This window comes from Serratia sp. BNK-23 (genome assembly GCF_047456145.1).
Lineage (GTDB): Bacteria > Pseudomonadota > Gammaproteobacteria > Enterobacterales > Enterobacteriaceae > Serratia > Serratia nematodiphila.
Genome location: NZ_CP179900.1, coordinates 4,052,359 through 4,075,659 on the forward strand (window position 1 = coordinate 4,052,359; position 23,301 = coordinate 4,075,659).

Consider the following 23,301-nt stretch of genomic DNA (forward strand, 5'->3'; position numbering starts at 1 on the left):
TTTACTCCTTTTCGATCTGCGCCGGCTTCAGGGTGCGCAGCACCCAGATCAGCAGGCCGATGATGAAGAACGCGCTCGGCGCCAGCAGGAACAGGCCGTTCGGCTGGTACCAGCCGCCGTTCTGCACCGTTTCCAGCACCGGCACGCCGAACAGCTTGCCGGAGCCGATCAGCTCGCGCAGGAAACCGACCAGCACCAGGATCACCCCGTAGCCCAGCCCGTTGCCGATGCCGTCCATAAAGCTCTCGATCGGCGGCGATTTCATGGCGTAGGCCTCGGCGCGTCCCATCACGATACAGTTGGTGATGATAAGGCCAACAAACACCGACAGCTGCTTGGAGATCTCGAACGCATAGGCGCGCAGCAGCTGATCGACCACGATCACCAGCGAAGCGATAATCGCCATCTGCACGATAATGCGCACGCTGTTGGGAATGTGATGACGGATCAGCGAGATGAAGAAGCTGGAGAACGCCGTCACCAGCGTCACCGCAATGGTCATCACCACCGCCGTCTCCAGCTTGGTGGTCACCGCCAGCGCGGAGCAAACGCCCAGCACCTGCAGGGCGATCGGGTTATTGTCGAACAGCGGCCCCAGCAGGACCCGCTTTATCTCTTTGGAATCAGCCATTTTTCAGCGCTCCTTCACGAACTTTTTTCAGGAACGGGCCGAAGCCGTGCTCGCCCAACCAGAAATCAAACGTATGCTGCACGCCGTTGGAGGTCAGCGTGGCGCCGGACAGGCCGTCCACCCCGTGCACATCTCCCTGGCGCGCGCCGCCTTTCACCACGCGGATCGCCGGCTGGCCGTTGTCGTCGAACAGTTGCTTGCCGACCCACTGCTGGCGCCAGGACGGGTTCTCGACCTCACCGCCCAGCCCCGGGGTTTCCCCCTGGTCGTAGTAGGTGATGCCCTTGACCGTGTTGCCATCGTTATCCAGCGCCACGAAGGCGTACATCATCGACCACAGACCGGTGCCGTATACCGGCAGCACAATCTTGTTCACCTGGCCGCTTTCATTGCGCACCAGATAGATTTCCGCCTGGTTGCTGCGGCGCTTGATGCCGGCTGGATCGTCGCCCGCCGCCAGCGCCACGCTTTTGGCGTCGTCGCGCAGCGCGGCGCCCAGATCGAACGCCGCCGCTTTGCCGGCGACAAACTCGCCGCTGTTCAGATCCACCAGGCGCGGTTCGATGCGCTCGCTGTACAGGCGCTTGACCTGCTCGCTCTCCATTTTCGGCTGCAACAGGCCGGCTACGTCGAGAATATTGCGCTGCTTATCGAGCAGCTTTTGCTCCTGCTGTTTGGACTTCAGGCCGACGGCGGAGCCCGCCACCACCACTGAACACACCAGACACAGCAGCAGCACTACCAGCAGCGTTTTACCGATGCCGTCATTTTTCGCTTCATTCGCCACGGGCTTTTCTCCGCTTGATGTTGGCCTGCACCACCAGGTAATCGAACAGCGGCGCGAACAGGTTGGCGAACAGGATCGCCAGCATCATGCCTTCCGGATAGGCGGGGTTGACTACCCTAATCAGCACGCACATCACGCCGATCAGAATGCCGTACCACCATTTCCCCTTATTGGTGAAGGAGGCGGAAACCGGGTCGGTCGCCATAAAGATCATGCCGAAGGCGAAGCCGCCCAGCACCAGATGCCAGTACCACGGCATGGCGAACATCGGGTTGGTGTCCGAACCGATGGCATTGAACAACAGGGCGGAAGCCGCCATGCCGAGCATTACGCCGGCGACGATGCGCCAGGAGGCCACGCGGCCGAACAGGATAATCGCCCCGCCGATCAGGATCATCAGCGTGGACACCTCACCGATCGAGCCGGGAATGTTGCCGAGGAAAGCGTCCATCCAGCTGATGGACTGGCCGGTGGCGACGTTGCTCAGGCCGTGCGCCCCGCCCGCGCTCCACTGCGCCAGCGGCGTCGCGCCGGAGAAACCGTCTGCGGAAGTCCACACCAGATCGCCGGAGATCTGCGCCGGATAGGCGAAGAACAGGAAGGCGCGGCCGGCCAGCGCCGGGTTGAGGAAGTTGCGCCCGGTGCCGCCGAAGATCTCTTTGGCCACCACCACGCCGAAGGTGATGCCCAGCGCGGCCTGCCACAGCGGCAGGGTCGGCGGCACGATCAGCGCGAACAGGATGGACGTGACGAAGAAGCCTTCGTTGACCTCATGCTTGCGGATAATGGCGAACAGCACTTCCCAGAAGCCGCCGACGACGAACACCACGGCGTAGATCGGCAGGAAGTAACAGGCGCCCAGCACCATTTTGCTGACCCAGCCGGCGTCGGCCGCCAGCGAGGCGCCGAGCCACTGCGCCAGGCGATAATGCCAGTCGCCCGCCAGCACCTGTTGCAGCGCGTCGCCGCTGTACAGATGGTGCAGCGCCGGGATCGCCTGCTGGCCGACGTTGTACATGCCCCAGAACATCGCCGGGAACACCGCCAGCCACACCAGGATCATCATGCGTTTCAAATCGATGGCGTCGCGCACGTGCGAAGCGCCGCGCGTCACCGTGCCGGGGGTATAAAACACCGTGGTGGTCGCTTCATACAGCGGGTACCACTTTTCCAGTTTGCCGCCCGGCGTGAAGTGATGCTCTATCTTCTCGAAATAATTCTTCAGGCCCATCGGTTATCCTTCCTGCTCAATCTTGGTCAGCACCTCGCGCAGCACCGGCGCGTACTCATACTTGCCGGGGCAAACGAAGGTGCACAGCGCCAGATCTTCCTCGTCCAGCTCCAGACAACCCAGCGCCTGCGCGCTGTCGCTGTCGCCCGCCAGCAGATCGCGCAGCAGCAGCGTCGGCAAAATATCCAGCGGCATCACCCGCTCGTAGTTGCCGATCGGCACCATGGCGCGCTCGCCGCCGTTGGTGGTGGTCGAGAAGGCGAACAGTTTGTTCTTCAGGAAATGGCCCAGCGTGGTGCGGGTAATGGAGAACTTGTTCGGCGACGGCACGATCCAGCCGAACAGCTCTTTGTCGCGCCCTTCTTCCAGCACCGACACCTGCGAGTGGAAACGGCCCAGCCAGGCGTTCGGCCCGGCTGCGTGCATGCCGTTCAGCACCGAACCGGAGATCACCCGGTTCTCGCCCTCTTTCAGGCGGCCGGCGGTCAGCTCATCGAGGCTGGCTCCCAGACGAGTGCGCAGCAGCGCCGGCTGCGTCACCTGCGGCCCGGCCAGCGCCACGACCCGGCGGGTGTCGAGCTTGCCGGTGGTGAACAGCGTGCCGATGGCGATCGCGTCCTGGTAACCGATGTGCCAAACGGTTTTCTTCAGGCTGACCGGTTCGAGGAAGTGAATGTGGGTGCCTGCCAACCCGGCGGGATGTGGGCCAGCGAATTCGCTGTAGGCGATCTGCGGGCCGCTCTGCTGGCCAACTGAGGCGCCGGCGGCATGGCACACGTGCACCTTGCCTGCCGTCAGGCGCGCCAGCACCACCAACCCGGCGTTGAACGCCGCCTGCTGCTCGGCGATGATCACCTGCGGATCGGCGGCCAACGGCTGGGTGTCCATAGCGGTGACGAAAATGGCGCGCGGTTCGCTGCCGGGAGCCGGCGTCTTGCTGAACGGACGGGTGCGCAGCGCGGTCCACAGTCCGCTGGCGATCAGTTCGCTTTCGACCTGTTCGCGCGGCAGCTGGCTCAGTTCACCCAGCGGGTAGTGCGCGAACTCGAGCTGATCGTCGCCGCCGTTTTCCAGCGCAATCACCACCGATTGCAATACGCGCCGCTCGCCGCGGTTAATCGCGGCGATGCGGCCGCTGGCGGGTGCCGTGAAGAAAACCCCGGGGTTTTTCTTGTCTTCGAACAACGCCTGGCCTTTCTTAACGGTATCGCCTTCCTGCACCAGCATGGAGGGGCGCATTCCGACATACTCTTCCCCAAGCAGGGCAACATGCTGAATGTTCGGGCCATCTTGGATCGCCTGAACCGGAGCCCCGGCTATCGGCAGATCTAACCCTTTTCTGATCTTAATCATAGGATTTATACGATGTAGTTTGGTTTACATGTCTGACCGGCCCCAGAGGCGGGTGCGGACGATGCCAGGATTGCCGGGCAGTGCGCATGGCGGCACGCCCAACATGAACTTTCTCGCAGTGAATATATGGGGTAACGCGCATTCCCTTGATTCCCCCCTCTCCGTTATTTGCGTGACAATCGATGTGTTAACGGCCTGTAGCCAAATAACCACCAAAACGGCCGGGTTATATGCCATAACCCCTGCCGCTTCAATCGCTACCGCGCGTTAAATTGAAGAGGGAATATTAACATTGTTCGCAACATTGTTCTGCGTTCCGTCGTGACTTGGGTCAAGCAAACGCAATTAAATTTCGCCTGTTTTTCACTACTTATCGTTAAAATCTGCCGGTCATTTCACTTTTATCGAGCTTTGTCGTTTTTTTATACATATCACGTATTGCTAAAAATAAACGCGCTGGTAATCTGGCGGTGTTTTGCAGCAGTAAAAACAATAATCAGTGGCATGCTGGCCAGGTTGATTGCGCCGGCAGATAAATATAAGCAGGAATTATAATGAGCAAAATCGCGCTGTTGTTTGCGATGCTTGTTTCTATGCCGATGATCACGGCCTGCAGCGCCAGCGAGCAGGTACCCGAAGCGCCGGTAGTTAAACAGCAATTATTAGGTTCGCCGGTCTATATTCAGATCTTCAAAGAGGAACGCAAGCTGGAATTGTATGCCAGAATGGGCAATGAATTCCGCTTGGTCAACACGTTCCCGATCTGTAATTTCTCCGGCGGGCTGGGTCCTAAACGTCGTGAAGGCGACTTTAAAAGTCCTGAAGGCTTTTATAGCGTTGACGCGCGCCATCTGAAACCCGACAGCAAGTATTATCGGGCGATCAATATCGGTTTCCCTAACGATTACGATAAGTCGCAGGGCTATTCCGGCGCTTATCTGATGATCCACGGCGAATGTAAATCGATCGGCTGTTACGCGATGACCAACACCTATATGGATGAGATCTATCGCTACGTCGAAGCCGCCTTCGCCTATGGCCAAAGCCGCGTCGACATCAGCATCTACCCGTTCCGCATGACCGAACAGAACCTGAAACGCCATGCGTCATCCAGCTATATCGCCTTCTGGCGCCAGCTGAAGCCGGGCTACGATTACTTCGCGAAGAACCGCCAACCGCCGACAATGGGCGTGGTCAATGGCCAGTACGTCTTGGGTCAACCGCTGATGAGCAGCGGCGGCATGATGAGGCAGTACGCGTCAGCCAGCCCGACGCCCAACACCAACCCCTTCGCTCAGAACAAGCCGCTCACCGAAGTGAAATAACGCGAACTCGCCTGGCTCAATCTTGTGCCAGGTTTCGTTGGCGGTCAGCGGTTGGGTGGCGATCACCGTGACCACATCGTTCGGTGTGGTCTGTTGCTGAAAATCAATCTCCACGTCCTGATCAAGCAGCGTCGCCTTGCCGAACGGCGCGCGGCGCGTGATCCAATACAGGTTGGTGGAGCAATACGCCATCACGAAGCGCCCGTCCGACAACAGCATATTGAATACCCCTTTCTTGCGCAGCTGGCTCGCCAACAGGCCAATGTAGCGGAATACCGCCGGCCACTGGCTCGGGGTGCGCGGATATTTCAGCGCCAGCTGGTGCAGCAGCCAGCAGAACGCATATTCGCTGTCGGTCTGGCCGACCGGGCGGAACGTGCCGGTATCCAGCTGGCGATAGCCTTTCAATTGGCCGTTGTGCGCGTAGGTCCAGTTGCGGCCCCACAGTTCGCGGGTGAACGGATGGGTGTTTTCCAACGCCACTTCGCCGCGGTTGGCCTGGCGAATATGGGACACCACCGCGCAAGACTTGATCGGGTAGTCCTGCACCAGGCGGGCGATCGGCGAGTTGAAGCTCGGCTGCGGATCCTTGAATGTACGGCAGCCGTTCCCTTCATAGAAGGTAATGCCCCAGCCATCCTTATGCGGCCCGGTGCGGCCGCCGCGCTGTACCAGGCCGGTAAAGCTGAAGCAGATATCGGTCGGTACGTTTGCGCTCATCCCGAGCAGTTCACACATCGCCAGCACTCCTTAACCACACTGACACAGGCTGTGCGGGCACGGCATACATGCGGCGCCCGCAGTCTTATTCATGGGGAGCTGCAGCCCCCCGAAGGCTATTACGCCTTAACCATCTCTTTTTCGATCAGCTGAATCAAGATGTGAATCGCTTTAATGTGGATCTCCTGGATGCGATCGGCGTAGCCGAAGTGCGGCACGCGAATTTCCACATCGGCGGAACCCGCCATCTTGCCGCCGTCCTTGCCGGTCAGGGTGATCACTTTCATCCCCTTGGCGCGCGCCGCGTCGATGGCCTTGATGATGTTGCCGGAGTTGCCGGAGGTGGAAATGCCCAGCAGCACGTCGCCTTCGCGGCCCACCGCTTCCACATAGCGCGAGAACACATACTCATAGCCGAAGTCGTTGCTGACGCAGGACAGGTGGCTCACGTCCGAGATGGCAATCGCCGGGTAGCCCGGGCGGTTTTCGCGGTAGCGGCCGGTCAGCTCTTCGGCGAAGTGCATCGCGTCGCAATGGGAACCGCCGTTGCCGCAGGAAATCACTTTACCGCCGGCTTTGAAGGAATCCGCCAGCAGCACCGCAGCGCGTTGGATGGCGTCGATGTTGGCGTCGTCATTGATAAATTTCGCCAGGGTATCAGCCGCTTCGTTCAGTTCACTGCGAATAAGGTCGTGGTACATGAGGAACCTCTTGTTATCGTCAAATCTTCCGTTCCGCAGTGTACCGGATCGCGGAAACAGCGAGAAGCATTCTCAGCCAAACAGCGCGCCGGTTAAGGAAGCGGAGAGGTTTTTGATGATTGGTGCTGTCAGTTTGTGACCTGAGTTGTAATTAAACTGTAAACGCATTGATAAAAATTCTGCCTTGTACTAAAACCTATTACATACACACAACAGGTCAGACCTCTTACTACTTCGGAGCTTCTTATGATGGTTCTTAGTATTGTCGTTTTACTGGCGCTCCTCGGCGTGGTGTTCTACCACCGAGTGAACCTTACCCTCAGCAGCCTGATCCTGGTGGCGTACACCGCCGCCATGGGCGCGATCGGCCTGTGGAGCTTCTGGCTGTTGCTGCCGCTGGCGATCGTGCTGCTGCCGCTGAACCTTTCCTCTGTGCGTCGCTCTCTGCTCTCCGCGCCGGCGCTGCGCGCCTTCCGCAAGGTGATGCCGCCGATGTCCACCACCGAGAAGGAAGCGATCGACGCGGGCACTACCTGGTGGGAAGGCGATCTGTTCCGCGGTGCGCCGGACTGGAACAAGCTGCACAGCTACCCGAAACCGCGCCTGACGGAAGAAGAGCAGGCGTTTATCGACGGCCCGGTGGAAGAAGCCTGCCGCATGGCCAACGACTTCCAGATCACCCATGAACTGGCCGATCTGCCGCCTGAACTCTGGGCGTACCTGAAAGAACACCGTTTCTTCGCGATGATCATCAAGAAAGAGTACGGCGGCCTGGAATTCTCCCCTTACGCTCAGGCGATGGTGCTGCAAAAACTGGCCGGCGTTTCCGGCATCCTGGCGATCACCGTCGGCGTGCCAAACTCCCTCGGCCCGGGGGAACTGCTGCAGCATTACGGTACTGAAGAACAGAAAAACCACTATCTGCCGGGCCTGGCGCGCGGCGACGAGATCCCTTGCTTCGCGCTGACCAGCCCGGAAGCGGGTTCCGATGCCGGCGCGATCCCGGACGTGGGCACCGTGTGCATGGGCGAATGGCAAGGCAAGCAGGTGCTGGGCATGCGCCTGACCTGGAACAAGCGCTACATCACGCTGGCGCCGGTCGCCACCGTGCTGGGCCTGGCGTTCAAACTGCATGACCCGAACCGCCTGCTGAGCGACAACGAATCCCCGGGCATCACCTGTGCGCTGATCCCGACCAGCACGCCGGGCGTGGAAATCGGCAACCGCCACTTCCCGCTGAACGTGCCGTTCCAGAACGGCCCGACCCGCGGCACCGACGTGTTCGTGCCGATCGATTACATCATCGGCGGGCCGAAAATGGCCGGCCAGGGCTGGCGCATGCTGGTTGAATGCCTGTCGGTCGGTCGCGGCATCACCCTGCCGTCCAACTCCACCGGCAGCCTGAAATCCATCGCCCTGGCGACCGGCGCTTACGCGCACATTCGCCGTCAGTTCAAGATCTCCATCGGCAAGATGGAAGGGATCGAAGAGCCGTTGGCGCGCATTGCCGGCAACACCTATGTGATGGACGCCGCCGCTTCGCTGATCACCTATGCACTGGTGCAGGGCGAGAAACCGGCCGTGCTGTCGGCCATCGTCAAATACCACTGTACGCACCGCGGCCAGCAGTCGATCGTTGACGCCATGGACATCGCCGGCGGTAAAGGCATCATGCTGGGCGAATCCAACTTCCTGGCTCGCGCTTATCAGGGCGCACCGATCGCCATCACGGTGGAAGGCGCGAACATCCTGACCCGCACCATGATGATCTTCGGTCAGGGCGCGATCCGCTGCCATCCTTATGTGCTGGATGAAATGGCGGCGGCGCAGAACAACGATCTGAACGCCTTCGATAAATCGCTGTTCGGCCACCTGGGCCACGTCGGTAGCAACAAGGTACGCAGCTTCTGGCTGGGTCTGACCAACGGCCGCACCAGCGCCACGCCAACCAAGGACGCGACCCGTCGTTACTATCAGCAGTTGAACCGCCTGAGCGCCAACCTGGCGTTGCTGTCGGACGTTTCCATGGGCGTGCTGGGCGGCAGCCTGAAGCGCCGCGAGCGCATCTCCGCTCGCCTGGGGGATATCCTCAGCCAGATGTACCTGGCTTCCGCCGTGCTGAAACGCTTTGACGACGAAGGCCGTCAGAAAGAAGATCTGCCGCTGGTACATTGGGGCGTGCAAGACAGCCTGCATAAAGCCGAACAGGCGCTGGATGATCTGCTGCGCAACTTCCCGAACCGCTTTATCGCCGGCGCGCTGCGCTTCGTGGTCTTCCCGTTCGGCCGCGTGCATACCGCACCGTCCGATCGCCTGGATCATCAGTTGGCCAAGATCCTGCAGGTGCCTTCCGCCACCCGCAGCCGTCTGGGGCGCGGCCAGTACCTGACGCCGAGCGAGCATAACCCAATCGGCCTGCTGGAAGCGGCGCTGGCCGACGTGATGGCCGCTGAGCCGATTCACGAACGCCTGTGCAAGGCAGCCGGCAAAAACCTGCCGTTCACCCGTCTGGATCGTTTGGCGGAGCGCGCGCTGGAAGAAGGCAAGATCAGCGCCGACGAGGCGAAGATCCTGGTGAAAGCCGAAGAGAGCCGCCTGCGCTCCATCAACGTAGACGACTTCGCGCCGGACGCGCTGGCGGCCGCCAAGCCGGAAAAGCCGGCGGCGCAGTCTAAGCGCCAGCAGCAGACCGAAGCGGCTTAAGGTTCACTTCACGCATCCAAGGGGCGATCATCATCGCCCCTTTTTCTTTTGCTTTCATGACAAACTGCGCACCGCGCCGCAGGTTGGCGCAACGGCGGATTTAACGGGAAGGAAGTTCGGGTAGACTGCGCCGCGGGTGCTCTGGATCTTTCTGTCCGGCGCCTTGGCAAAGGAGAGAAAGAGAAAGGCCCCGAGTCGATATTATCAACCCGAGGCCACTCTGATGCCAAGCAACATCAGGTTAGCCTCTTACCCGCCGCAAGGCAAGGATAGGGAGGTCAAAAATGCAGCAAAAACGGGTCGTGCTTAAACTGGTGATCGTCTGTATGACGCTGATCGCGTTCATCTGGCTCACCCGCGGTTCGCTGTGCGAACTGCGCATCAGGTTGGGAGACTCGGAGGTTGCGGCCACTTTGGCTTACGAATCCGAACGGTAAGGCAACCCAACGGCGGGGTTCGCCCCGCCCGTTGGCTGATGATGTCAGGCAGGATCCACGAGCACCCGCCTTTTCAGCCTTGCTGACGAATACGCGCCAACAGCGCATCGATATGCTCGATCTGCGGCGCATTGACGATCAGCGTGCGCCCCAAGCCCAGCGCATGACGCTGACAGCCGAGGCGCATGTCGGCGTCGGCGATGCTGTCCAGATCGGCGACGTGCGCCAGGCCGATAGTGCGCCGAATCAGCTCGGTACCGCAGTACCCTATCGCATCAGTCCAGACCTGCAGCAGGAACTGCTCGGCGTAACCCGGCGTCGCCAGCGCCGCATCGCGGCTTTGCTGATGGCACAGCGCCAGGAAACGATCGGCAAAGATCAGCCACAGCTCGCGCACATCCTGCAGACGCTGCTCGCGCCCGGCGGCGGCGTCGCGCGGCCCGAACAGCCCAGGCTGGCCGCAATAGTTGAGCAGCAGGTTGCCTAACGCAGTGCCGACATCAAAACCGATCGGGCCGTAGAAACCGAATTCAGCGTCGATCGCTTTCAATCGCCCTTCCGCCACGAAGATCGAACCGCTGTGGATATCCCCATGCAACAACGCCTCCGCCTTGCTGAGGAAGCGGTGTTTCAGGCCGGCGACCGCCAGCTTCAGCGGCGCATCCTCACGCAGCGCCTGCACCTGCGGCAACAGCGCCGCCTCGAACTGATTGCGCTCATGGTCGATATAGGGATCGGTAAAGAACAGATCTTCGGTGATCTGGCACAGCTCGGGGTTGGTGAAGCGGCTGACTTCCGCCTTTTTCTGCTGCGCCGACTGATAAAAATCGGAGGTGTGGAACAGCGTCTGCGCCAGGTATTCCGCCAGCTGACCGGCCGCCAGCGGATGATAGTTCCCCTGCACCAGTTCGCTGCGCCAGATGCGATGATCGGAGAGATCTTCCTGCACCATCACCGCCAACTCAGGATCGTGATGCAAGACTTTTACCGTATGCCGCGGGCAGAAACCGCCGTGGATCAACAGCGTTTCCGCTTCGATGCGCGCCCGATCCAACGTCAGCGGCCAGGATTCGCCCACGCAGCGCACGTAGGGCAGCGCCTGTTTGACGATCACCCGGCTCACGCCTTCGCGATCGCGGATCTTGAACACCAGGTTCAGGTTGCCGTCGCCGATCTCGTCGGCGCTGACCAGCGCCTGCGGATCGGCCACCTGCCCGTATTGGCGGGCGTATTCAACGGCATCGGCAGCCGTAAACGTACGATAAAGCGACATTCCCCAACCCCTCTGTTCTCTCTCGCTGCCCCCAGCGATTCTGTTTATTTAGACGTAAAAGCATTTGGACGTCTATACATCTGGAAGTCATGTTGGCAGAATAGCGTTTCAGATGCAATAACCTCGCAACAAGGAATTAACCGCCGATGCAAGCGCTTAACACCACCAGTTTGACCCTGCAGGACAACCGCCTTTGGATCCTCGATCAGCAAGCCCTGCCGCAGGAAAAGCGGTGGCGCGCTTGCGACAGCGTGGAGGAGTTGGTCGGGCACATTCACAGCCTGCGGGTGCGCGGCGCACCGCTGATCGGGCTGTCCGCCAGCCTGTTGTTGGCGCTGCTGGCGGAGCGCGGTCTGCCGCGCGCCGAGCTGGAGCAGGCGCTGCACACGCTGCGCGCCGCCCGCCCGACGGCGGTTAACCTGATGAACAATCTGGATCGCATGAAGCTGGCGCTGGCGGAGTCTGACTGGGCGCCGGCGATGGTGAACGAAGCGCTGCGGTTGGTGGAGGAAGATCGCCTGCTGTGCGATCGCATCGCCGATCGCGGCGCTGGTCTGGTCAAGCCCGGCAGCCGCCTGCTGACCCACTGCAATACCGGCGGGTTGGCCACCGCCGGCGTCGGCACCGCCATCGGCGTGCTGCTGCGCGCCCACCAGCAGGGCAAGGTGCAACAGGTATGGGTCGATGAAACCCGGCCGCTGCTGCAGGGCGGCCGTCTGACCGCCTGGGAACTGGGCGAGCTGGGCATTCCCTATCGCCTGATCTGCGATTCGATGGCCGCCAGCCTGATGGCGCAGGGCCAGGTCGATGCGGTGTGGGTCGGCGCGGATCGCATCGCCGCCAACGGCGACGTCGCCAACAAGATTGGCACTTACAGCCTGGCGGTGCTGGCGCACTACCATGGCATTCCATTTTACGTGGCTGCCCCGCATACCACCCACGATCCGCACTGTCCGGACGGCGCCGCCATCCCGATCGAGCAACGCGCGGCGGCCGAAGTCACCGGCGTTTCAGGCAGCTTCGGCGCCTGCCAGTGGGCGCCGGCCGAGGCGCCGGTCTACAATCCGGCGTTCGACGTCACGCCGGCAAAACTCATCAGCGGGTGGGTGTTCGACAGCGGCGTGATCACGCCGCAACAGGTTGAAGCGGGGATCTTCCGGCGGACGCTGGGTTAACGCCCGCCGGTTAACGATCAGTCCAGACGCGGATAGGCATCGGCGATCTTGTCGCCGGTGAAATGCGCCACCCAGCCTTCCGGGTTGTCGAACACCCGGATCGCGGTAAAGTGCGGCGCCGAGCCCATATCGAACCAGTGGCGGGTGTTGGCCGGCACCGAGATCAGATCGTTCTTTTCGCACAGGATCTGGAAGATCTTGCCGTCCAGATGCAGGCAAAACAGCCCCGCCCCTTCAACGAAAAAGCGCACTTCATCCTCGCCGTGCGTGTGTTCGGACAGGAATTTTTCCCGCAGCGCCTGACGCTGCTCGTGGTCCGGCCGCATGCTGATCACGTCCCAACTCTGGTAGCCCTTTTCCGCCACCAGCCGGTCGATCTCATGCTGGTAGGCGGCGATCACCGCCTCCGGCTGCGGGTTGTCGCCCAACTCGCGATCCGCCTGCCAACGCTCAAAACGCACGCCGATCTGCGCCAGCTGGCGCTGGATTTCCTGCGCGTCGCGGCTCTGCCACAGCGGCTGCTGCGGCGCTGTATCACTGAAAATGGTCAATCCACTCATGAGACAAACTCCCCTAAATCGATGTGATCAAAACGGCTGACCTGCGGATGCCGGCTCTGTGCGTCCGCCTCATCGCGGATCAGCTGGCAGGTATGCCAGCCGGCGGCCTGCGCCGCGTCCAGCTCCTGGTGGATATCGGACAGGAACAGCAGTTCGTCGGGCGCGATGCCGATAGCCTGCGCAATGTTGCGGTACGACGCGGTTTCACGCTTGGCACCGACGTGCGTGTCGAAATAGCCGCTGAACAGCGGCTGCAGATCGCCGGCGTCGCTGTGGCCGAACAGCAGCTTCTGCGCCTCCACCGAACCGGAGGAATAGACGTAAAGCTGCAGCCCCTGACGCTGCCAGGCGGCCAGCTGCCCCGCGACCTCCGGGTACAGATGCCCGCGAAAATCCCCTTCGCGATAGCCGCTACGCCAGATGATGCCCTGCAGCGCCTTGAGCGCGGTGGATTTGCGGTCTTCATCCATAAAGCGGTACAGCGCGGCGATCAGCGCGTCGAGATCCGCCTGTGGCTGGTCAATTTCAGCGCGCAGCGCCGCCAGCGGCGCGGCGACTTCGCTCTCCGTGGCGTGACGGCGAACAAAATCCGCCAGCCGTTCACGGGCATAGGGAAACAGCACCTGATGCACGAAGCGAATATCGCTGGTGGTGCCTTCAATATCGGTCACGATAGCGCGGATCATTTCGCCTCCAGCAAGCGACGTTGCAGTTCACACTGGAACAGGAATTCCAGCCCTTCGAGATGGCGGCGGGCTTCCGCCACCTGGCTTCCCCAGCAATAGAGACCGTGGCCGCGCACCAGAAAACCGTACTGCAGCGGCGTGACCTCGGCATAGGCCGCCACGCGCGACGCCAGGCGGGGAATGTCCTGATCGTTATCGAAAATGGGGATCGCCACGCCGTCCAGGTGGCTGCGCTGGCCGGCGAGCGACTTTTGCATTTCGTACCCCTGCAGCACCAACGCATCGCCGCGTTCCACCCGCGACAACACGGTGGCGTTGACGGAATGGGTATGCAGCACCGCACCAAGGTGCGGGTACAAGCGATAGAGCAGCGTATGCAGCCCGGTTTCCGCCGACGGCGTACGGCCGCTCGGCACATGATTGTCAGCAATATCCACCCGCAGAAAATCGGCGGCGCTCAGGCTGCCCTTGTCTTTGCCGGACTCGGTAACCAGGCATTGACGTTTGTCGAGGCGCAGCGACATGTTGCCGCCGGTCGCCGGACACCAGCCTTTGTCGCCAATCCAGTGGCAGGCCGCCAGTAACGCGGCAATTTGCGGATTCTCCGTCATTATTATCGTTTCCCGTTCGCTAAAGCAGTCAGCAGGCAGGCTAAGCACTTTTTCGCATTTAGCCATCTAAGCGTCTTGATTGCCAAATACTAGCATCGTGTTATATTGACGGCAATATAAGCGCCTGGAGTATTCACCTGCTATGAGCACTTCCGCATTGATTCCCGAAAGTAAACTGCCTGCCCTGGGCACCACCATCTTCACCCAGATGAGCGCGCTGGCGCAGCAGCATCAGGCGATCAACCTGTCGCAGGGCTTCCCCGATTTCGACGGGCCGGACTACCTGAAAGCACGCCTGGCCTGGCATGTCGCCCAGGGCGCCAACCAGTATGCACCGATGACCGGCGTGGCGGCGCTGCGCGAAGCCATCGCCGACAAAACCGCCGAGCTGTATGGCTGGCAGCCGGACGCCACCGCCGAAGTGACCGTCACCGCCGGCGCTACCGAAGCGCTGTTCGCCGCCATCACGGCGCTGGTTCGCCCCGGCGATGAGGTGGTCTGTTTCGATCCGAGCTACGACAGCTACGCGCCGGCGGTGACGCTGGCCGGCGGCGTACTCAAACGCCTCGCCCTGCAGCCGCCCGCGTTTGCCGTGGATTGGCAACGGTTCGCCGCCGCGCTGTCGCCGCGCACCCGCCTGGTGATCGTCAATACGCCGCACAATCCGTCCGCCACCGCCTGGCAGGCGGAAGACATGCAGCAGCTGTGGCACGCCATCGCCGAACGCGAGATCTACGTGCTCAGTGACGAAGTCTACGAACACATCTGCTTCGCCAAAGGCGGGCACGCCAGCGTATTGGCCCACCCGCAATTGCGCCAACGGGCGATCGCGGTGTCCTCCTTCGGTAAAACCTTCCACATGACCGGCTGGAAAGTGGGTTACTGCGTGGCGCCCACCACGCTGAGCGCCGAGGTGCGCAAGGTGCATCAATACCTGACCTTTTCGGTTAATACTCCGGCGCAGCTGGCGCTGGCGGATAGCCTGCGCGCCGAGCCGGAGCACTGGCGACAGCTGCCGGCATTCTACCGCGCCAAGCGCGATCGCTTTGTGCAGGCGCTGGCGAGCAGCCGACTGGAAATTTTACCCTGCGCCGGTACATACTTCTTGCTGGCGGACTACAGCGCCATCTCCGATCTGGACGATGTGGCGTTCTGCCATTGGTTAACCGAGCACGTGGGCGTGGCGGCCATTCCGCTGTCGGTCTTCTGTGCCGATCCTTTCCCTCATAAATTGATCCGGCTGTGCTTCGCTAAGCAGGACGCCACGCTGGATGCAGCTGCGGAGCGGTTATGTCGACTTTAAAAATTACCCTGTTGCAGCAACCGCTGGTCTGGCGCGACGGCCTTGCTAACCTGGCCGCCTTCGACGCGTTGCTGGCGCCGATCGTCGGGCGCGATCTCATCGTCTTGCCGGAAATGTTCACCACCGGTTTTGCCATGGATGCCGGCGAGAGCGCCCTGCCCGAACAGCAGGTGATCGACTGGCTGCACGGCTGGGCGGTGAAAAGCCACGCGTTGATCGGCGGCAGCGTGGCGCTGAAAACCGCCGAAGGCGCGGTCAATCGCTTCCTGCTGGTGGAGCCGGGCGGCCAGGTGCATGCCTATGACAAACGCCATCTGTTCCGCATGGCCGGCGAACACCTGCACTACCAGGCCGGCAACCGGCGTGAAATCTTCGAGTGGCGCGGCTGGCGCATCCTGCCGCAGATCTGCTACGACCTGCGTTTCCCGGTCTGGGCGCGCTATCAGCAGGATTACGATCTGGCGCTGTACGTCGCCAACTGGCCGGCGCCGCGCAGCCGCCATTGGCAAACGCTGCTGGCGGCGCGGGCGATTGAAAATCAGGTGTATGTGGCGGGCTGCAACCGGGTGGGCGACGATCCGAACGGCCTGAACTACAGCGGAGACAGCCTGATCATCAGCCCGCAGGGCGAGATCCTGGCGGATGCCGAGCCCGGCGCAGCCGCGCGGCTGGACGCCGAGCTGTCGCTGGAAAGCCTGCAGAGTTACCGCAACGCCTTCCCGGCCTGGCGCGATGCCGACAGCTTTCTGCGTCTTGACTGATCAAACACTCTCCCAGCCGGCGATCATCAGGCAATAGGCCTGGATCGCCAGCGCTACGTCCGCCTGCCGCACCGCTTCGGCCGGATGATGGCTGACGCCGCCGGCGCAACGCACAAACAGCATGCCGACCGGCCAGTGCGCCGCCACGGCGATGGCGTCGTGTCCGGCGCCGCTCGGCAGCGCCAGACTCTGCCCCTGTACCTGCTCGACGGCCGCCTGCCAGCGGCGCTGCAGATCGCTATCGCAGGCGGTGGCGTCGATGCGATAAAACGCCTCGCTGGCGAAGCGCACTCCGCGCCGCGCGCAGATCGCTTGCGCCTGCGCCAGCAACGCCGTCAATAGCGTCGCCAGCGGTGCATCCTGCGGGCCGCGCACGTCGAGCGTCAAGCGCACCTCGCCGGGGATCACGTTGACCGCGCCCGGCAGGCTCTCGATGCAGCCCACGGTGGCCACCAGGTGCGGATCGGCGGCGCAGGTCAGGGTTTCTACCGCCATCATCCATTCCGCCGCGGCCACCAGCGCATCTTTACGCTGCCCCATCGGCACCGTGCCGGCGTGGCCCGCCTCCCCGCTAAAGACACAGTTAAGCCGACGCGCGCCGTTGATCGCCGTCACCACCCCCAGCGCCAGGTCGGCCGCCTCCAGGCACGGGCCCTGTTCGATATGCAGCTCAAAATAGGCGCGGATGTCGTGTGGCACACGGCGCGCCTGTAGAATCGCCGCCGGATCCAGCCCGAAGTCGCGCATGGCCTGCGCGATGCTCACCCCGTCCGCGTCAGTCTGCGCCAGCCATTCTTGCGGCCATTGGCCGGTCAGGCCGCGGCTGCCCAACAGCGTCACGCCGAAGCGCGCCCCCTCTTCATCGGCAAAGCCGATCACCTCCAGCGCCAACGGCAATCGGCGCCCCTGGCGGTGATAGCGCGCCACCACTTCCAGCGCCGTAAGCACGCCGAGCATGCCGTCATAGCGCCCGGCGTTACGCACCGTGTCCAGATGCGAACCGAGCAGCAGCGCGGGGGCGCCGGGCGTTAAACCTTCATAGCGGCCGCAGATATTGCCGACGCTGTCCTGCCAAACCGCCATGCCGCTCTCGCGCATCCATTCGCCAACCAGCCGGTTGGCGCGCCGATGTTCCGCAGAAAGATAAAGGCGCGTGAGCCGATCGGGCTCCGCGCTGATCGCCGCCAGCTCGTCACAGCGCGCCATCACTCGTACGGCGGCCTGCTGCGCCTCCAGCGGCGTCATCCATGATGTCCCGCATCATAAACGTTCCAGGCGGCCTGCAATGCCTCGCCCTGCCTGCTGGCGAAACCGAGGCGGTTCAACACCGCCTCCAGCGCCGCCAGCGTTTGCAGCACGCAATCCTTGCGCGCGTTGTAGCCCATGGTGCCGATGCGCCAGATTTTTCCCTGCAGCGGGCCGAACGAGGTGCCGATCTCGATGGCGAAGTCGTTCAGCATCATCTGCCGCACCTGTTCGCCATGTACCTGCGGCGGGATCATCACGCCGAGCACGTTATTCATGCGGTGTTCAAGATCGCCGAATACCGCCAGCCCCATGCCCCGGATGCCCGCCAGCAGCGCCGCGCCGTGCAGCCGGTGGCGGGCGATGGCGTGCTCCAGCCCTTCTTCGAGGATCACCCGCGCACATTCCCGCGCCGCGAACAGCATGCTGGTGGCTTCGGTATGGTGATTGAGGCGCTCCGGTCCCCAATAATCCATGATCATGCCGATGTCGAAATAGTTGGAGTAGATCATCTCGTCGTCGCCGTCGGCGTGCTCGGCGGTTCGGATCCCCTGCTCCACGCATTTACGGCGGCGCACGATATCTTCAAACTGCGGGCTGAGGGTGACCGGTGAACTGCCGGAGGGGCCGCCCAGGCACTTCTGCAGCCCGGCAGAGACCGCATCCAGCCCCCAGGCGTCGGTCTCCAGCGGGTTGCCGCCGAAGGAAGCGGTCGCATCGGTGTAAAACAGCACGCCGTGGCGGCGGCAGATATCACCCAGCTCATGCAGCGGCTGCAACATGGTGGTGGACGTGTCGCCCTGCACCGTCAGCAGCAGGCGCGGACGCACCCGCTTAATCGCGTCTTCGATGCGATCGGCGCTGAACACCTCACCCCACGGTACCTCGATCGTATGCACCTCGGCACGGCAACGGCGGGCGATCTCGCACAGCAGATGTCCGAAGCGGCCAAATACCGGCACCAGCACCTTATCGCCCGGGCGAATGGCGGAAACCAGCAGCGCTTCGATGCCGGCGCGCGAGGTGCCGTCCACCAGCATCGTCCAGCGGTTTTCGGTGCGGAACAGCGCGCGATACAGCGCCATGACCTGATTCATGTAACCGGTCATCGCCGGATCGTACTGGCCGATCAATTGGCTCGACATGGCGCGCAGCACGCGCGGATCGGCATTGATCGGCCCCGGCCCCATCAACAGGCGCGCCGGCGGGTTAATCTGATCGAATTGCGAGATATCCAACATGTTCATTCCCTGTCAGCTTAGTAAGTTATTGAGTTATGCCTTCAGCGTCGACATGACGTTTGTTTGCTGCCCAACAGCCTACTCCCGATAGGGATTCAGTTGAAACAAAAGATTCTTATGATCAATTAATGAAACAAAAGTAACAAAATGAGGTGACCGATCCGCCTTAAACGGCGGAGGGGGAAGGAAGGAATATGATCTGCCGTGCTTAACGCAGCTCCAGTTCGTCCAGCGTCTGGAACAGTTCAGCGACGTGATGAATGCGCTGTCGCCCCTGCGCCAGCCTCTCATGCAGCAACGCATTGCTGAGCAAACTGGCCAGGCTCATGGCGGCGGCATAGCTGTCGAAGGCCGACACGCTGTCGAGCGGCACGGTCAACTGCCAGCTGGCCAACGAAAACAGCGCCTGCGCCTGCGGTTCGCAGATCAGCAGCGTCGGCACCCCGCGGCTTTGCAACAGCGTCAACACCGCCTTTATCTGGCGCGGCCGGCGGCGGAACGCCACCACCACCGCCATGTCCTGCGGTGTCAGCCCCGCCAGATCTTCCGCCAGCGTCTGCCCCGGCTGCGGCGCCAGCAGCACCTGTTCACGCACCTGCATCAGTTGCTGACGCAGGTGCATCGCCACCGGATAGCTGTTGCGCAGCCCCAACAGCATCACGCCGCGCGCCCGCGCCAGCGCGGCGATGGTCGCACTGAACTGTTCGGCATCGATCTGCTTTACCCAACGGGTGAGATTGGCCATTTCCTGCTTATAGTGCCGCGCCAACAGCGTATCGCCCTGCACCGCATCGCGGCTATCGGTCAGCGGCATGCCGCTCTGGCGCAGGGTGCGCAGCTCATCGCGCATGGCGCGGTAGTTGGGGTAGCCCAGCCGTTTGAACAAGCGGCTGACCGTGGCTTTGGAAACGCCGCTCAGGCGCGCCAGCTCGGCGCTGTTGTAGCCGATCAAATCGTCATAGTGATCGAAGATGAAGTCGGCCACCCGCTGCTCCTGCGGGGTCAGCTGTGGGTAGTCGCGGCGCAGACGTTCGTCGAACCGTTGCATTATCGTTCTCGCTGTAACCTTTGTTTCAGCGGAACATAGCACGGCCGAACTACCCGCTGGCAAGCGATTATTCGTTGATGGGAAATAACCGCGGCCAGCCCCTCTCCGGCAGCGTCGCCGGAAAAGGGCGGCGCATTCAGCACCAATAGGCCATAAAGTTAACGGTAGCGCGGTCCAGATCGCGTTCGCCGATCAGATAACGCCGCAGGGTTTTCACCGCCGAAGACTCGGCCGCCACCCAGGCATAGAAAGCGCTGCCGCCCGCCGCCCGCTCCCACAACACCTCATCGCTCAGGCTGCTTTCCGCCAAAGACTGCGCTTGCGCGCACGCCGAAGCGGGAATATCCACCCGCTGGCGCACCGCTTCCGCCAACAACGTGCCATGCGCCAACTGGCGGCCCACATCGCGCGGCAGCCAGTAAACCTCGGCGAACGGGAAGCGGGTCAAATCCAGGCAATCCCCCGCCTGCGGCACTTCGAAGAATGCCTGCACGCGCGGCGGATTGGTCTGCTGCGCCAATTGCTCCAGAATGCCCATCGCCGCCGGCACGGCCGTTTCATCGGCGATCAACAGCGCCTGCTGCAACTGCGCCGGCGGCGCCCATTCGTAGCCGCCGCTGTCGCCGTCGAAGTCAGCGTTGGGGGCGACGGTCTGAATGGCATCACCCGGCTCGGCGTGAGTCGCCCAGGCGGAGGCCGGGCCGTTCACGCCATGCAGCACGAACTCGACGTCCATCTGATTCTGCTCACGGCGCAGCGCACGCAGCGTATAAGTGCGCATCACCGGGCGCCGCTCTTTGGGGATCGCCATGTAATCGCCATACCAGTCCGGGCTATTGGCCAACTGCGGGATCTGGCCGTCCGCCGCCGGGAACAGCAGTTTGATGCGCTGATCCGGCGCTTCCAACTTCATCCGATGAATATCCGCACCTTCAAACACGCAGCGCACCAGCGAAGGTGAAATCAGCGTTTTGCTTTTCAAGGTGATATCAAAAATTCTGTAGCTGGCGGACATGTTCTCGTTTCTCCGGCAACGGCTGTCGCTTGCACCTATGGCCGATCGGCTGCCGTGTTGACGGTGTGGGTTGCTCGATCGCGCAGCGGGTAAAATGTTAATAAAACTAATTAATTACGTTAATGTATCGCAAAAAATCATATCATGATTTTATTGATAACAAGAAACGTTATTGATAAAAGAATCATTCTCAAAAATAACGCAATAACAATATCACCTGGGAAATAAATAACGATGAAACGCAAACACCTTTGGGTTTTGAATCCTTGTCTGCTGGCGATGCTTGCGCCGACGGCTTGGGCAGAAGGTCAGAAAGCCGGCGCCGAAGAGCAGATGGTGGTCTCCGCCAGCCGTTCACACCGCAGCACGGCGGAAATGGCGCAAACCACCTGGGTGATCGAAAGCCAGGAGATCGAACAGCAGGTTCAGGGCGGCAAAGAGATCAAGGACATGTTGGCGCAGCTGATCCCCGGCATGGACGTCAGCGGCCAGGGCCGCACCAACTATGGTATGAATATGCGCGGCCGCTCAATGATGGTGATGATTGACGGCGTGCGCCTGAATTCATCGCGCAGCGACAGCCGCCAGTTGGATTCGATCGATCCATTCAATATCGATCATATCGAGGTGATTTCCGGCGCGACCTCGCTGTACGGCGGCGGCAGCACCGGCGGCCTGATCAATATCGTCACCAAAAAAGGACAACAGGAACAGCAGGTCGAGTTGCAGGTCGGCGGTAAAACCGGCTTTGGCGGCCATAACGATCACGACGAGAACGTGGCGGCGGCGGTCAGCGGCGGCAACGACAACGCCTCTGGGCGCCTGTCCGTTTCTTACCAGCGCTATGGCGGCTGGTATGACGGCAAAGGCAATGAGGTATTGATCGACAATACCCAAACCGGCCTGCAGTATTCCGATCGCCTCGACGTGATGGGCACCGGCACCCTCAACATCGACGATCATCAACAGCTGCAGCTGACCACCCAATACTACAAAAGCCAATCCGACGGCGATCACGGCCTGTTCCTGGGAGAGAACTTTGCGGCGGTGACCGGCAACGCCAAGGCATATAACAGCGGTAACTTAAATTCCGACCGCATCCCCGGCACCGAGCGCCACCTGATCAACCTGCAATATTCCAACACAGATTTCCTCGGCCAGGATCTGGTGGCGCAGGTCTACTACCGCGACGAAACGTTGACCTTCTACCCGTTCCCGACGCTCGCGGGCAAAGCACCGAACTATTACGTCAGCAGCATTGGCGCTTCGCAGCAAAAAACCGATTTCTACGGTGGCAAGCTGACGTTAAACAGCAAACCTGTCGATGCACTGACGCTGACTTACGGCATTGACGCCGAGCATGAAAGCTTCAACGCCAACCAGCAGTTCTTCAACCTGGCTAAGGCTCAGCAGTCGGGCGGCATGACGCTGGAGAACGCTTACAGCACCGGCCGCTACCCGAGCTATACCACCAGCAACCTGGCGTCGTTCCTGCAGGCCAGCTACGACATCAACCCGATCTTCACCCTGAGCGGCGGCGTGCGTTATCAGTACACCGAAAACAAGATTGATGACTTCGTCGGTTATAACCAGCAGCAGGCAATCGCCACCGGCGCCGCGACGTCCGCCGACGCTATACCAGGCGGGAAAACCGACTACAACAACGCGCTGTTCAATGCCGGCCTGCTGGCACATCTGACCGAGCGCCAGCAAACCTGGTTCAACTTCTCTCAGGGCTTTGAGATCCCGGATCCGGGCAAATATTACGGTAACGGCACCTACGCGTTGAACGGCGGACATTACCAGTTGCTGAAGAGCGTTAACGTCGGCGATTCCAAGCTGGAAGGCATCAAGGTCAATGCCTACGAGCTGGGCTGGCGCTATACCGGCGATAATCTGCGCACGCAAATCGCCGCCTACTACTCGCTGTCCGACAAGAGCATCGCCATCAACAAAACCGACATGACCATTAATGTCAATGCGGATAAGCGCCGCATCTATGGGCTGGAAGGGGCGGTGGACTACTTCTTTGAAGACAGCGACTGGAGCGCCGGCACCAACTTCAACGTTATCCGATCCGAAACCAAGGTCAACGGCGAATGGAAGAAGCTGGTAGTCGATACCGCCAGCCCATCGAAAGTCACCGCTTATGTCGGCTGGGCGCCGGGCGACTGGAATCTGCGTTTACAGTCGCAGCAAACCTTCGACGTGTCGGACGATGGCGATTACACCAAGGCCAATTCCACCCAGGGCCGCAAAATCGATGGCTACAACACCCTCGATTTCCTCGGCAGCTATACCCTACCGGTAGGGAAAATCAGCTTCAGCGTGGAAAACTTGCTGGACAAGGAATACACCACCGTTTGGGGCCAACGCGCGCCGATCCTGTACAGCCCGACCTACGGATCGCCTGAGCTGTACAGCTATAAAGGCCGCGGACGCACCTTCGGCTTGAACTATTCGGTGTTATTCTGAGGATAAGGGGCCGGTCTGCC

At 61.4% G+C, this 23,301-nt stretch carries 21 protein-coding genes; 7 read left to right on the top strand and 14 right to left on the bottom strand.

Features of this window, described 5'->3' with window-relative positions:
* Position 1: 1 nt before the first annotated feature.
* Genes ACMGF9_RS19325 through ACMGF9_RS19340 form a run of 4 tightly spaced genes read right to left on the bottom strand, consistent with a single transcriptional unit; the run spans position 2 to position 4,002 of the window.
* On the bottom strand, positions 2–631 hold the full coding sequence (locus tag ACMGF9_RS19325; protein WP_004930232.1) for an NADH:ubiquinone reductase (Na(+)-transporting) subunit D: 630 nt from the start codon (positions 629–631) through the stop codon (positions 2–4).
* Positions 624–1,418: a Na(+)-translocating NADH-quinone reductase subunit C gene (locus ACMGF9_RS19330; RefSeq protein WP_019454306.1), complete on the bottom strand. Its 795-nt coding sequence runs from the start codon at positions 1,416–1,418 to the stop codon at positions 624–626. Before ACMGF9_RS19330 ends, ACMGF9_RS19325 begins: the two co-directional genes overlap by 8 nt.
* A complete protein-coding gene (locus ACMGF9_RS19335; RefSeq protein WP_118892420.1) occupies positions 1,408–2,649 on the bottom strand; it encodes an NADH:ubiquinone reductase (Na(+)-transporting) subunit B in 1,242 nt (413 codons plus the stop codon). Before ACMGF9_RS19335 ends, ACMGF9_RS19330 begins: the two co-directional genes overlap by 11 nt.
* A gap of 3 nt (positions 2,650–2,652) precedes the next feature.
* On the bottom strand, positions 2,653–4,002 hold the full coding sequence (locus ACMGF9_RS19340) for a Na(+)-translocating NADH-quinone reductase subunit A (protein ID WP_118892421.1): 1,350 nt from the start codon (positions 4,000–4,002) through the stop codon (positions 2,653–2,655).
* A gap of 554 nt (positions 4,003–4,556) precedes the next feature.
* On the opposite strand from ACMGF9_RS19340, the gene dpaA reads away from it, so the two are divergent.
* A complete protein-coding gene (gene dpaA, locus ACMGF9_RS19345) occupies positions 4,557–5,327 on the top strand; it encodes a peptidoglycan meso-diaminopimelic acid protein amidase (RefSeq protein ID WP_021505007.1) in 771 nt (256 codons plus the stop codon).
* On the opposite strand, the gene ACMGF9_RS19350 is transcribed toward dpaA, so the two are convergent.
* Positions 5,262–6,065 carry a class II glutamine amidotransferase gene (locus ACMGF9_RS19350; protein WP_004930222.1) on the bottom strand — a complete coding sequence of 268 codons (804 nt, stop codon included), beginning with the start codon at positions 6,063–6,065 and terminating at the stop codon, positions 5,262–5,264. The genes dpaA and ACMGF9_RS19350 overlap by 66 nt on opposite strands.
* 101 nt (positions 6,066–6,166) lie before the next feature.
* Positions 6,167–6,748: a D-sedoheptulose 7-phosphate isomerase gene (gene lpcA / locus ACMGF9_RS19355; RefSeq protein ID WP_004930220.1), complete on the bottom strand. Its 582-nt coding sequence runs from the start codon at positions 6,746–6,748 to the stop codon at positions 6,167–6,169.
* Positions 6,749–6,994: 246 nt separating this feature from the next.
* Between lpcA and fadE the strand changes: the two genes are divergently transcribed.
* Both fadE and ACMGF9_RS19365 read left to right on the top strand, forming a co-directional pair.
* The gene (gene fadE / locus ACMGF9_RS19360; protein ID WP_004930218.1) at positions 6,995–9,451 is read left to right on the top strand and encodes an acyl-CoA dehydrogenase FadE; all 2,457 of its coding nucleotides are present in this window, start codon (positions 6,995–6,997) and stop codon (positions 9,449–9,451) included.
* 284 nt (positions 9,452–9,735) lie between these two features.
* Positions 9,736–9,888 (top strand): Hok/Gef family protein, encoded by a 153-nt coding sequence (locus ACMGF9_RS19365; protein WP_004930217.1) that lies wholly within the window; start codon positions 9,736–9,738, stop codon positions 9,886–9,888.
* A gap of 73 nt (positions 9,889–9,961) precedes the next feature.
* On the opposite strand, the gene mtnK is transcribed toward ACMGF9_RS19365, so the two are convergent.
* Positions 9,962–11,161, bottom strand: coding sequence for an S-methyl-5-thioribose kinase (mtnK, locus tag ACMGF9_RS19370; protein WP_118892423.1), 1,200 nt, complete (start codon positions 11,159–11,161; stop codon positions 9,962–9,964).
* A gap of 146 nt (positions 11,162–11,307) precedes the next feature.
* On the opposite strand from mtnK, the gene mtnA reads away from it, so the two are divergent.
* Positions 11,308–12,336, top strand: coding sequence for an S-methyl-5-thioribose-1-phosphate isomerase (mtnA, locus tag ACMGF9_RS19375; RefSeq protein WP_118892424.1), 1,029 nt, complete (start codon positions 11,308–11,310; stop codon positions 12,334–12,336).
* Positions 12,337–12,353: 17 nt separating this feature from the next.
* Here the strand turns inward: mtnA and ACMGF9_RS19380 are convergent, their stop codons facing one another.
* The 3 genes from ACMGF9_RS19380 to ACMGF9_RS19390 are packed head-to-tail and all read right to left on the bottom strand — an operon-like array spanning position 12,354 to position 14,193.
* Positions 12,354–12,896, bottom strand: coding sequence for a 1,2-dihydroxy-3-keto-5-methylthiopentene dioxygenase (locus ACMGF9_RS19380; RefSeq protein ID WP_015376726.1), 543 nt, complete (start codon positions 12,894–12,896; stop codon positions 12,354–12,356).
* Entirely contained in the window at positions 12,893–13,582 is a 690-nt protein-coding gene (mtnC, locus tag ACMGF9_RS19385; protein WP_021505012.1) for an acireductone synthase, read from the bottom strand. The genes ACMGF9_RS19380 and mtnC overlap by 4 nt, the downstream gene beginning before the upstream one ends.
* Positions 13,579–14,193, bottom strand: coding sequence for a methylthioribulose 1-phosphate dehydratase (locus tag ACMGF9_RS19390; protein ID WP_021505013.1), 615 nt, complete (start codon positions 14,191–14,193; stop codon positions 13,579–13,581). The genes mtnC and ACMGF9_RS19390 overlap by 4 nt, the downstream gene beginning before the upstream one ends.
* A gap of 142 nt (positions 14,194–14,335) precedes the next feature.
* Here ACMGF9_RS19390 and ACMGF9_RS19395 point away from each other — a divergent pair, with 142 nt between their 5' ends.
* Together ACMGF9_RS19395 and ACMGF9_RS19400 are read left to right on the top strand one after the other, a co-directional pair.
* Positions 14,336–15,496: a pyridoxal phosphate-dependent aminotransferase gene (locus tag ACMGF9_RS19395; protein WP_049241350.1), complete on the top strand. Its 1,161-nt coding sequence runs from the start codon at positions 14,336–14,338 to the stop codon at positions 15,494–15,496.
* On the top strand, positions 15,484–16,257 hold the full coding sequence (locus ACMGF9_RS19400; RefSeq protein WP_118892426.1) for an amidohydrolase: 774 nt from the start codon (positions 15,484–15,486) through the stop codon (positions 16,255–16,257). The genes ACMGF9_RS19395 and ACMGF9_RS19400 overlap by 13 nt, the downstream gene beginning before the upstream one ends.
* On the opposite strand, the gene hpxK is transcribed toward ACMGF9_RS19400, so the two are convergent.
* The 4 genes from hpxK to ACMGF9_RS19420 form a co-directional block, all read right to left on the bottom strand.
* On the bottom strand, positions 16,258–17,502 hold the full coding sequence (gene hpxK, locus ACMGF9_RS19405) for an allantoate amidohydrolase (protein ID WP_118892427.1): 1,245 nt from the start codon (positions 17,500–17,502) through the stop codon (positions 16,258–16,260).
* Positions 17,499–18,743: a pyridoxal-phosphate-dependent aminotransferase family protein gene (locus ACMGF9_RS19410; protein WP_031300190.1), complete on the bottom strand. Its 1,245-nt coding sequence runs from the start codon at positions 18,741–18,743 to the stop codon at positions 17,499–17,501. The genes hpxK and ACMGF9_RS19410 overlap by 4 nt, the downstream gene beginning before the upstream one ends.
* A gap of 208 nt (positions 18,744–18,951) precedes the next feature.
* Positions 18,952–19,791 (bottom strand): MurR/RpiR family transcriptional regulator, encoded by an 840-nt coding sequence (locus ACMGF9_RS19415; protein ID WP_015376719.1) that lies wholly within the window; start codon positions 19,789–19,791, stop codon positions 18,952–18,954.
* 136 nt (positions 19,792–19,927) lie between these two features.
* On the bottom strand, positions 19,928–20,806 hold the full coding sequence (locus ACMGF9_RS19420) for a siderophore-interacting protein (protein WP_015376718.1): 879 nt from the start codon (positions 20,804–20,806) through the stop codon (positions 19,928–19,930).
* A gap of 234 nt (positions 20,807–21,040) precedes the next feature.
* On the opposite strand from ACMGF9_RS19420, the gene ACMGF9_RS19425 reads away from it, so the two are divergent.
* The gene (locus tag ACMGF9_RS19425; protein ID WP_021505018.1) at positions 21,041–23,281 is read left to right on the top strand and encodes a TonB-dependent siderophore receptor; all 2,241 of its coding nucleotides are present in this window, start codon (positions 21,041–21,043) and stop codon (positions 23,279–23,281) included.
* Positions 23,282–23,301: the final 20 nt, after the last annotated feature.

Excerpts from the sequence above, each read along its gene's own strand:
- ACMGF9_RS19325 (WP_004930232.1), bottom strand. The coding sequence starts at position 631 with ATGGCTGATTCCAAAGAGATAAAGCGGGTCCTGCTGGGGCCGCTGTTC.
- ACMGF9_RS19335 (WP_118892420.1), bottom strand. The coding sequence starts at position 2,649 with ATGGGCCTGAAGAATTATTTCGAGAAGATAGAGCATCACTTCACGCCG.
- ACMGF9_RS19340 (WP_118892421.1), bottom strand. The coding sequence starts at position 4,002 with ATGATTAAGATCAGAAAAGGGTTAGATCTGCCGATAGCCGGGGCTCCG.
- dpaA (WP_021505007.1), top strand. The coding sequence starts at position 4,557 with ATGAGCAAAATCGCGCTGTTGTTTGCGATGCTTGTTTCTATGCCGATG.
- ACMGF9_RS19350 (WP_004930222.1), bottom strand. The coding sequence starts at position 6,065 with ATGTGTGAACTGCTCGGGATGAGCGCAAACGTACCGACCGATATCTGC.
- lpcA (WP_004930220.1), bottom strand. The coding sequence starts at position 6,748 with ATGTACCACGACCTTATTCGCAGTGAACTGAACGAAGCGGCTGATACC.
- fadE (WP_004930218.1), top strand. The coding sequence starts at position 6,995 with ATGATGGTTCTTAGTATTGTCGTTTTACTGGCGCTCCTCGGCGTGGTG.
- ACMGF9_RS19365 (WP_004930217.1), top strand. The coding sequence starts at position 9,736 with ATGCAGCAAAAACGGGTCGTGCTTAAACTGGTGATCGTCTGTATGACG.
- mtnK (WP_118892423.1), bottom strand. The coding sequence starts at position 11,161 with ATGTCGCTTTATCGTACGTTTACGGCTGCCGATGCCGTTGAATACGCC.
- mtnA (WP_118892424.1), top strand. The coding sequence starts at position 11,308 with ATGCAAGCGCTTAACACCACCAGTTTGACCCTGCAGGACAACCGCCTT.
- ACMGF9_RS19380 (WP_015376726.1), bottom strand. The coding sequence starts at position 12,896 with ATGAGTGGATTGACCATTTTCAGTGATACAGCGCCGCAGCAGCCGCTG.
- mtnC (WP_021505012.1), bottom strand. The coding sequence starts at position 13,582 with ATGATCCGCGCTATCGTGACCGATATTGAAGGCACCACCAGCGATATT.
- ACMGF9_RS19390 (WP_021505013.1), bottom strand. The coding sequence starts at position 14,193 with ATGACGGAGAATCCGCAAATTGCCGCGTTACTGGCGGCCTGCCACTGG.
- ACMGF9_RS19395 (WP_049241350.1), top strand. The coding sequence starts at position 14,336 with ATGAGCACTTCCGCATTGATTCCCGAAAGTAAACTGCCTGCCCTGGGC.
- ACMGF9_RS19400 (WP_118892426.1), top strand. The coding sequence starts at position 15,484 with ATGTCGACTTTAAAAATTACCCTGTTGCAGCAACCGCTGGTCTGGCGC.
- hpxK (WP_118892427.1), bottom strand. The coding sequence starts at position 17,502 with ATGACGCCGCTGGAGGCGCAGCAGGCCGCCGTACGAGTGATGGCGCGC.
- ACMGF9_RS19410 (WP_031300190.1), bottom strand. The coding sequence starts at position 18,743 with ATGTTGGATATCTCGCAATTCGATCAGATTAACCCGCCGGCGCGCCTG.
- ACMGF9_RS19415 (WP_015376719.1), bottom strand. The coding sequence starts at position 19,791 with ATGCAACGGTTCGACGAACGTCTGCGCCGCGACTACCCACAGCTGACC.
- ACMGF9_RS19420 (WP_015376718.1), bottom strand. The coding sequence starts at position 20,806 with ATGTCCGCCAGCTACAGAATTTTTGATATCACCTTGAAAAGCAAAACG.
- ACMGF9_RS19425 (WP_021505018.1), top strand. The coding sequence starts at position 21,041 with ATGAAACGCAAACACCTTTGGGTTTTGAATCCTTGTCTGCTGGCGATG.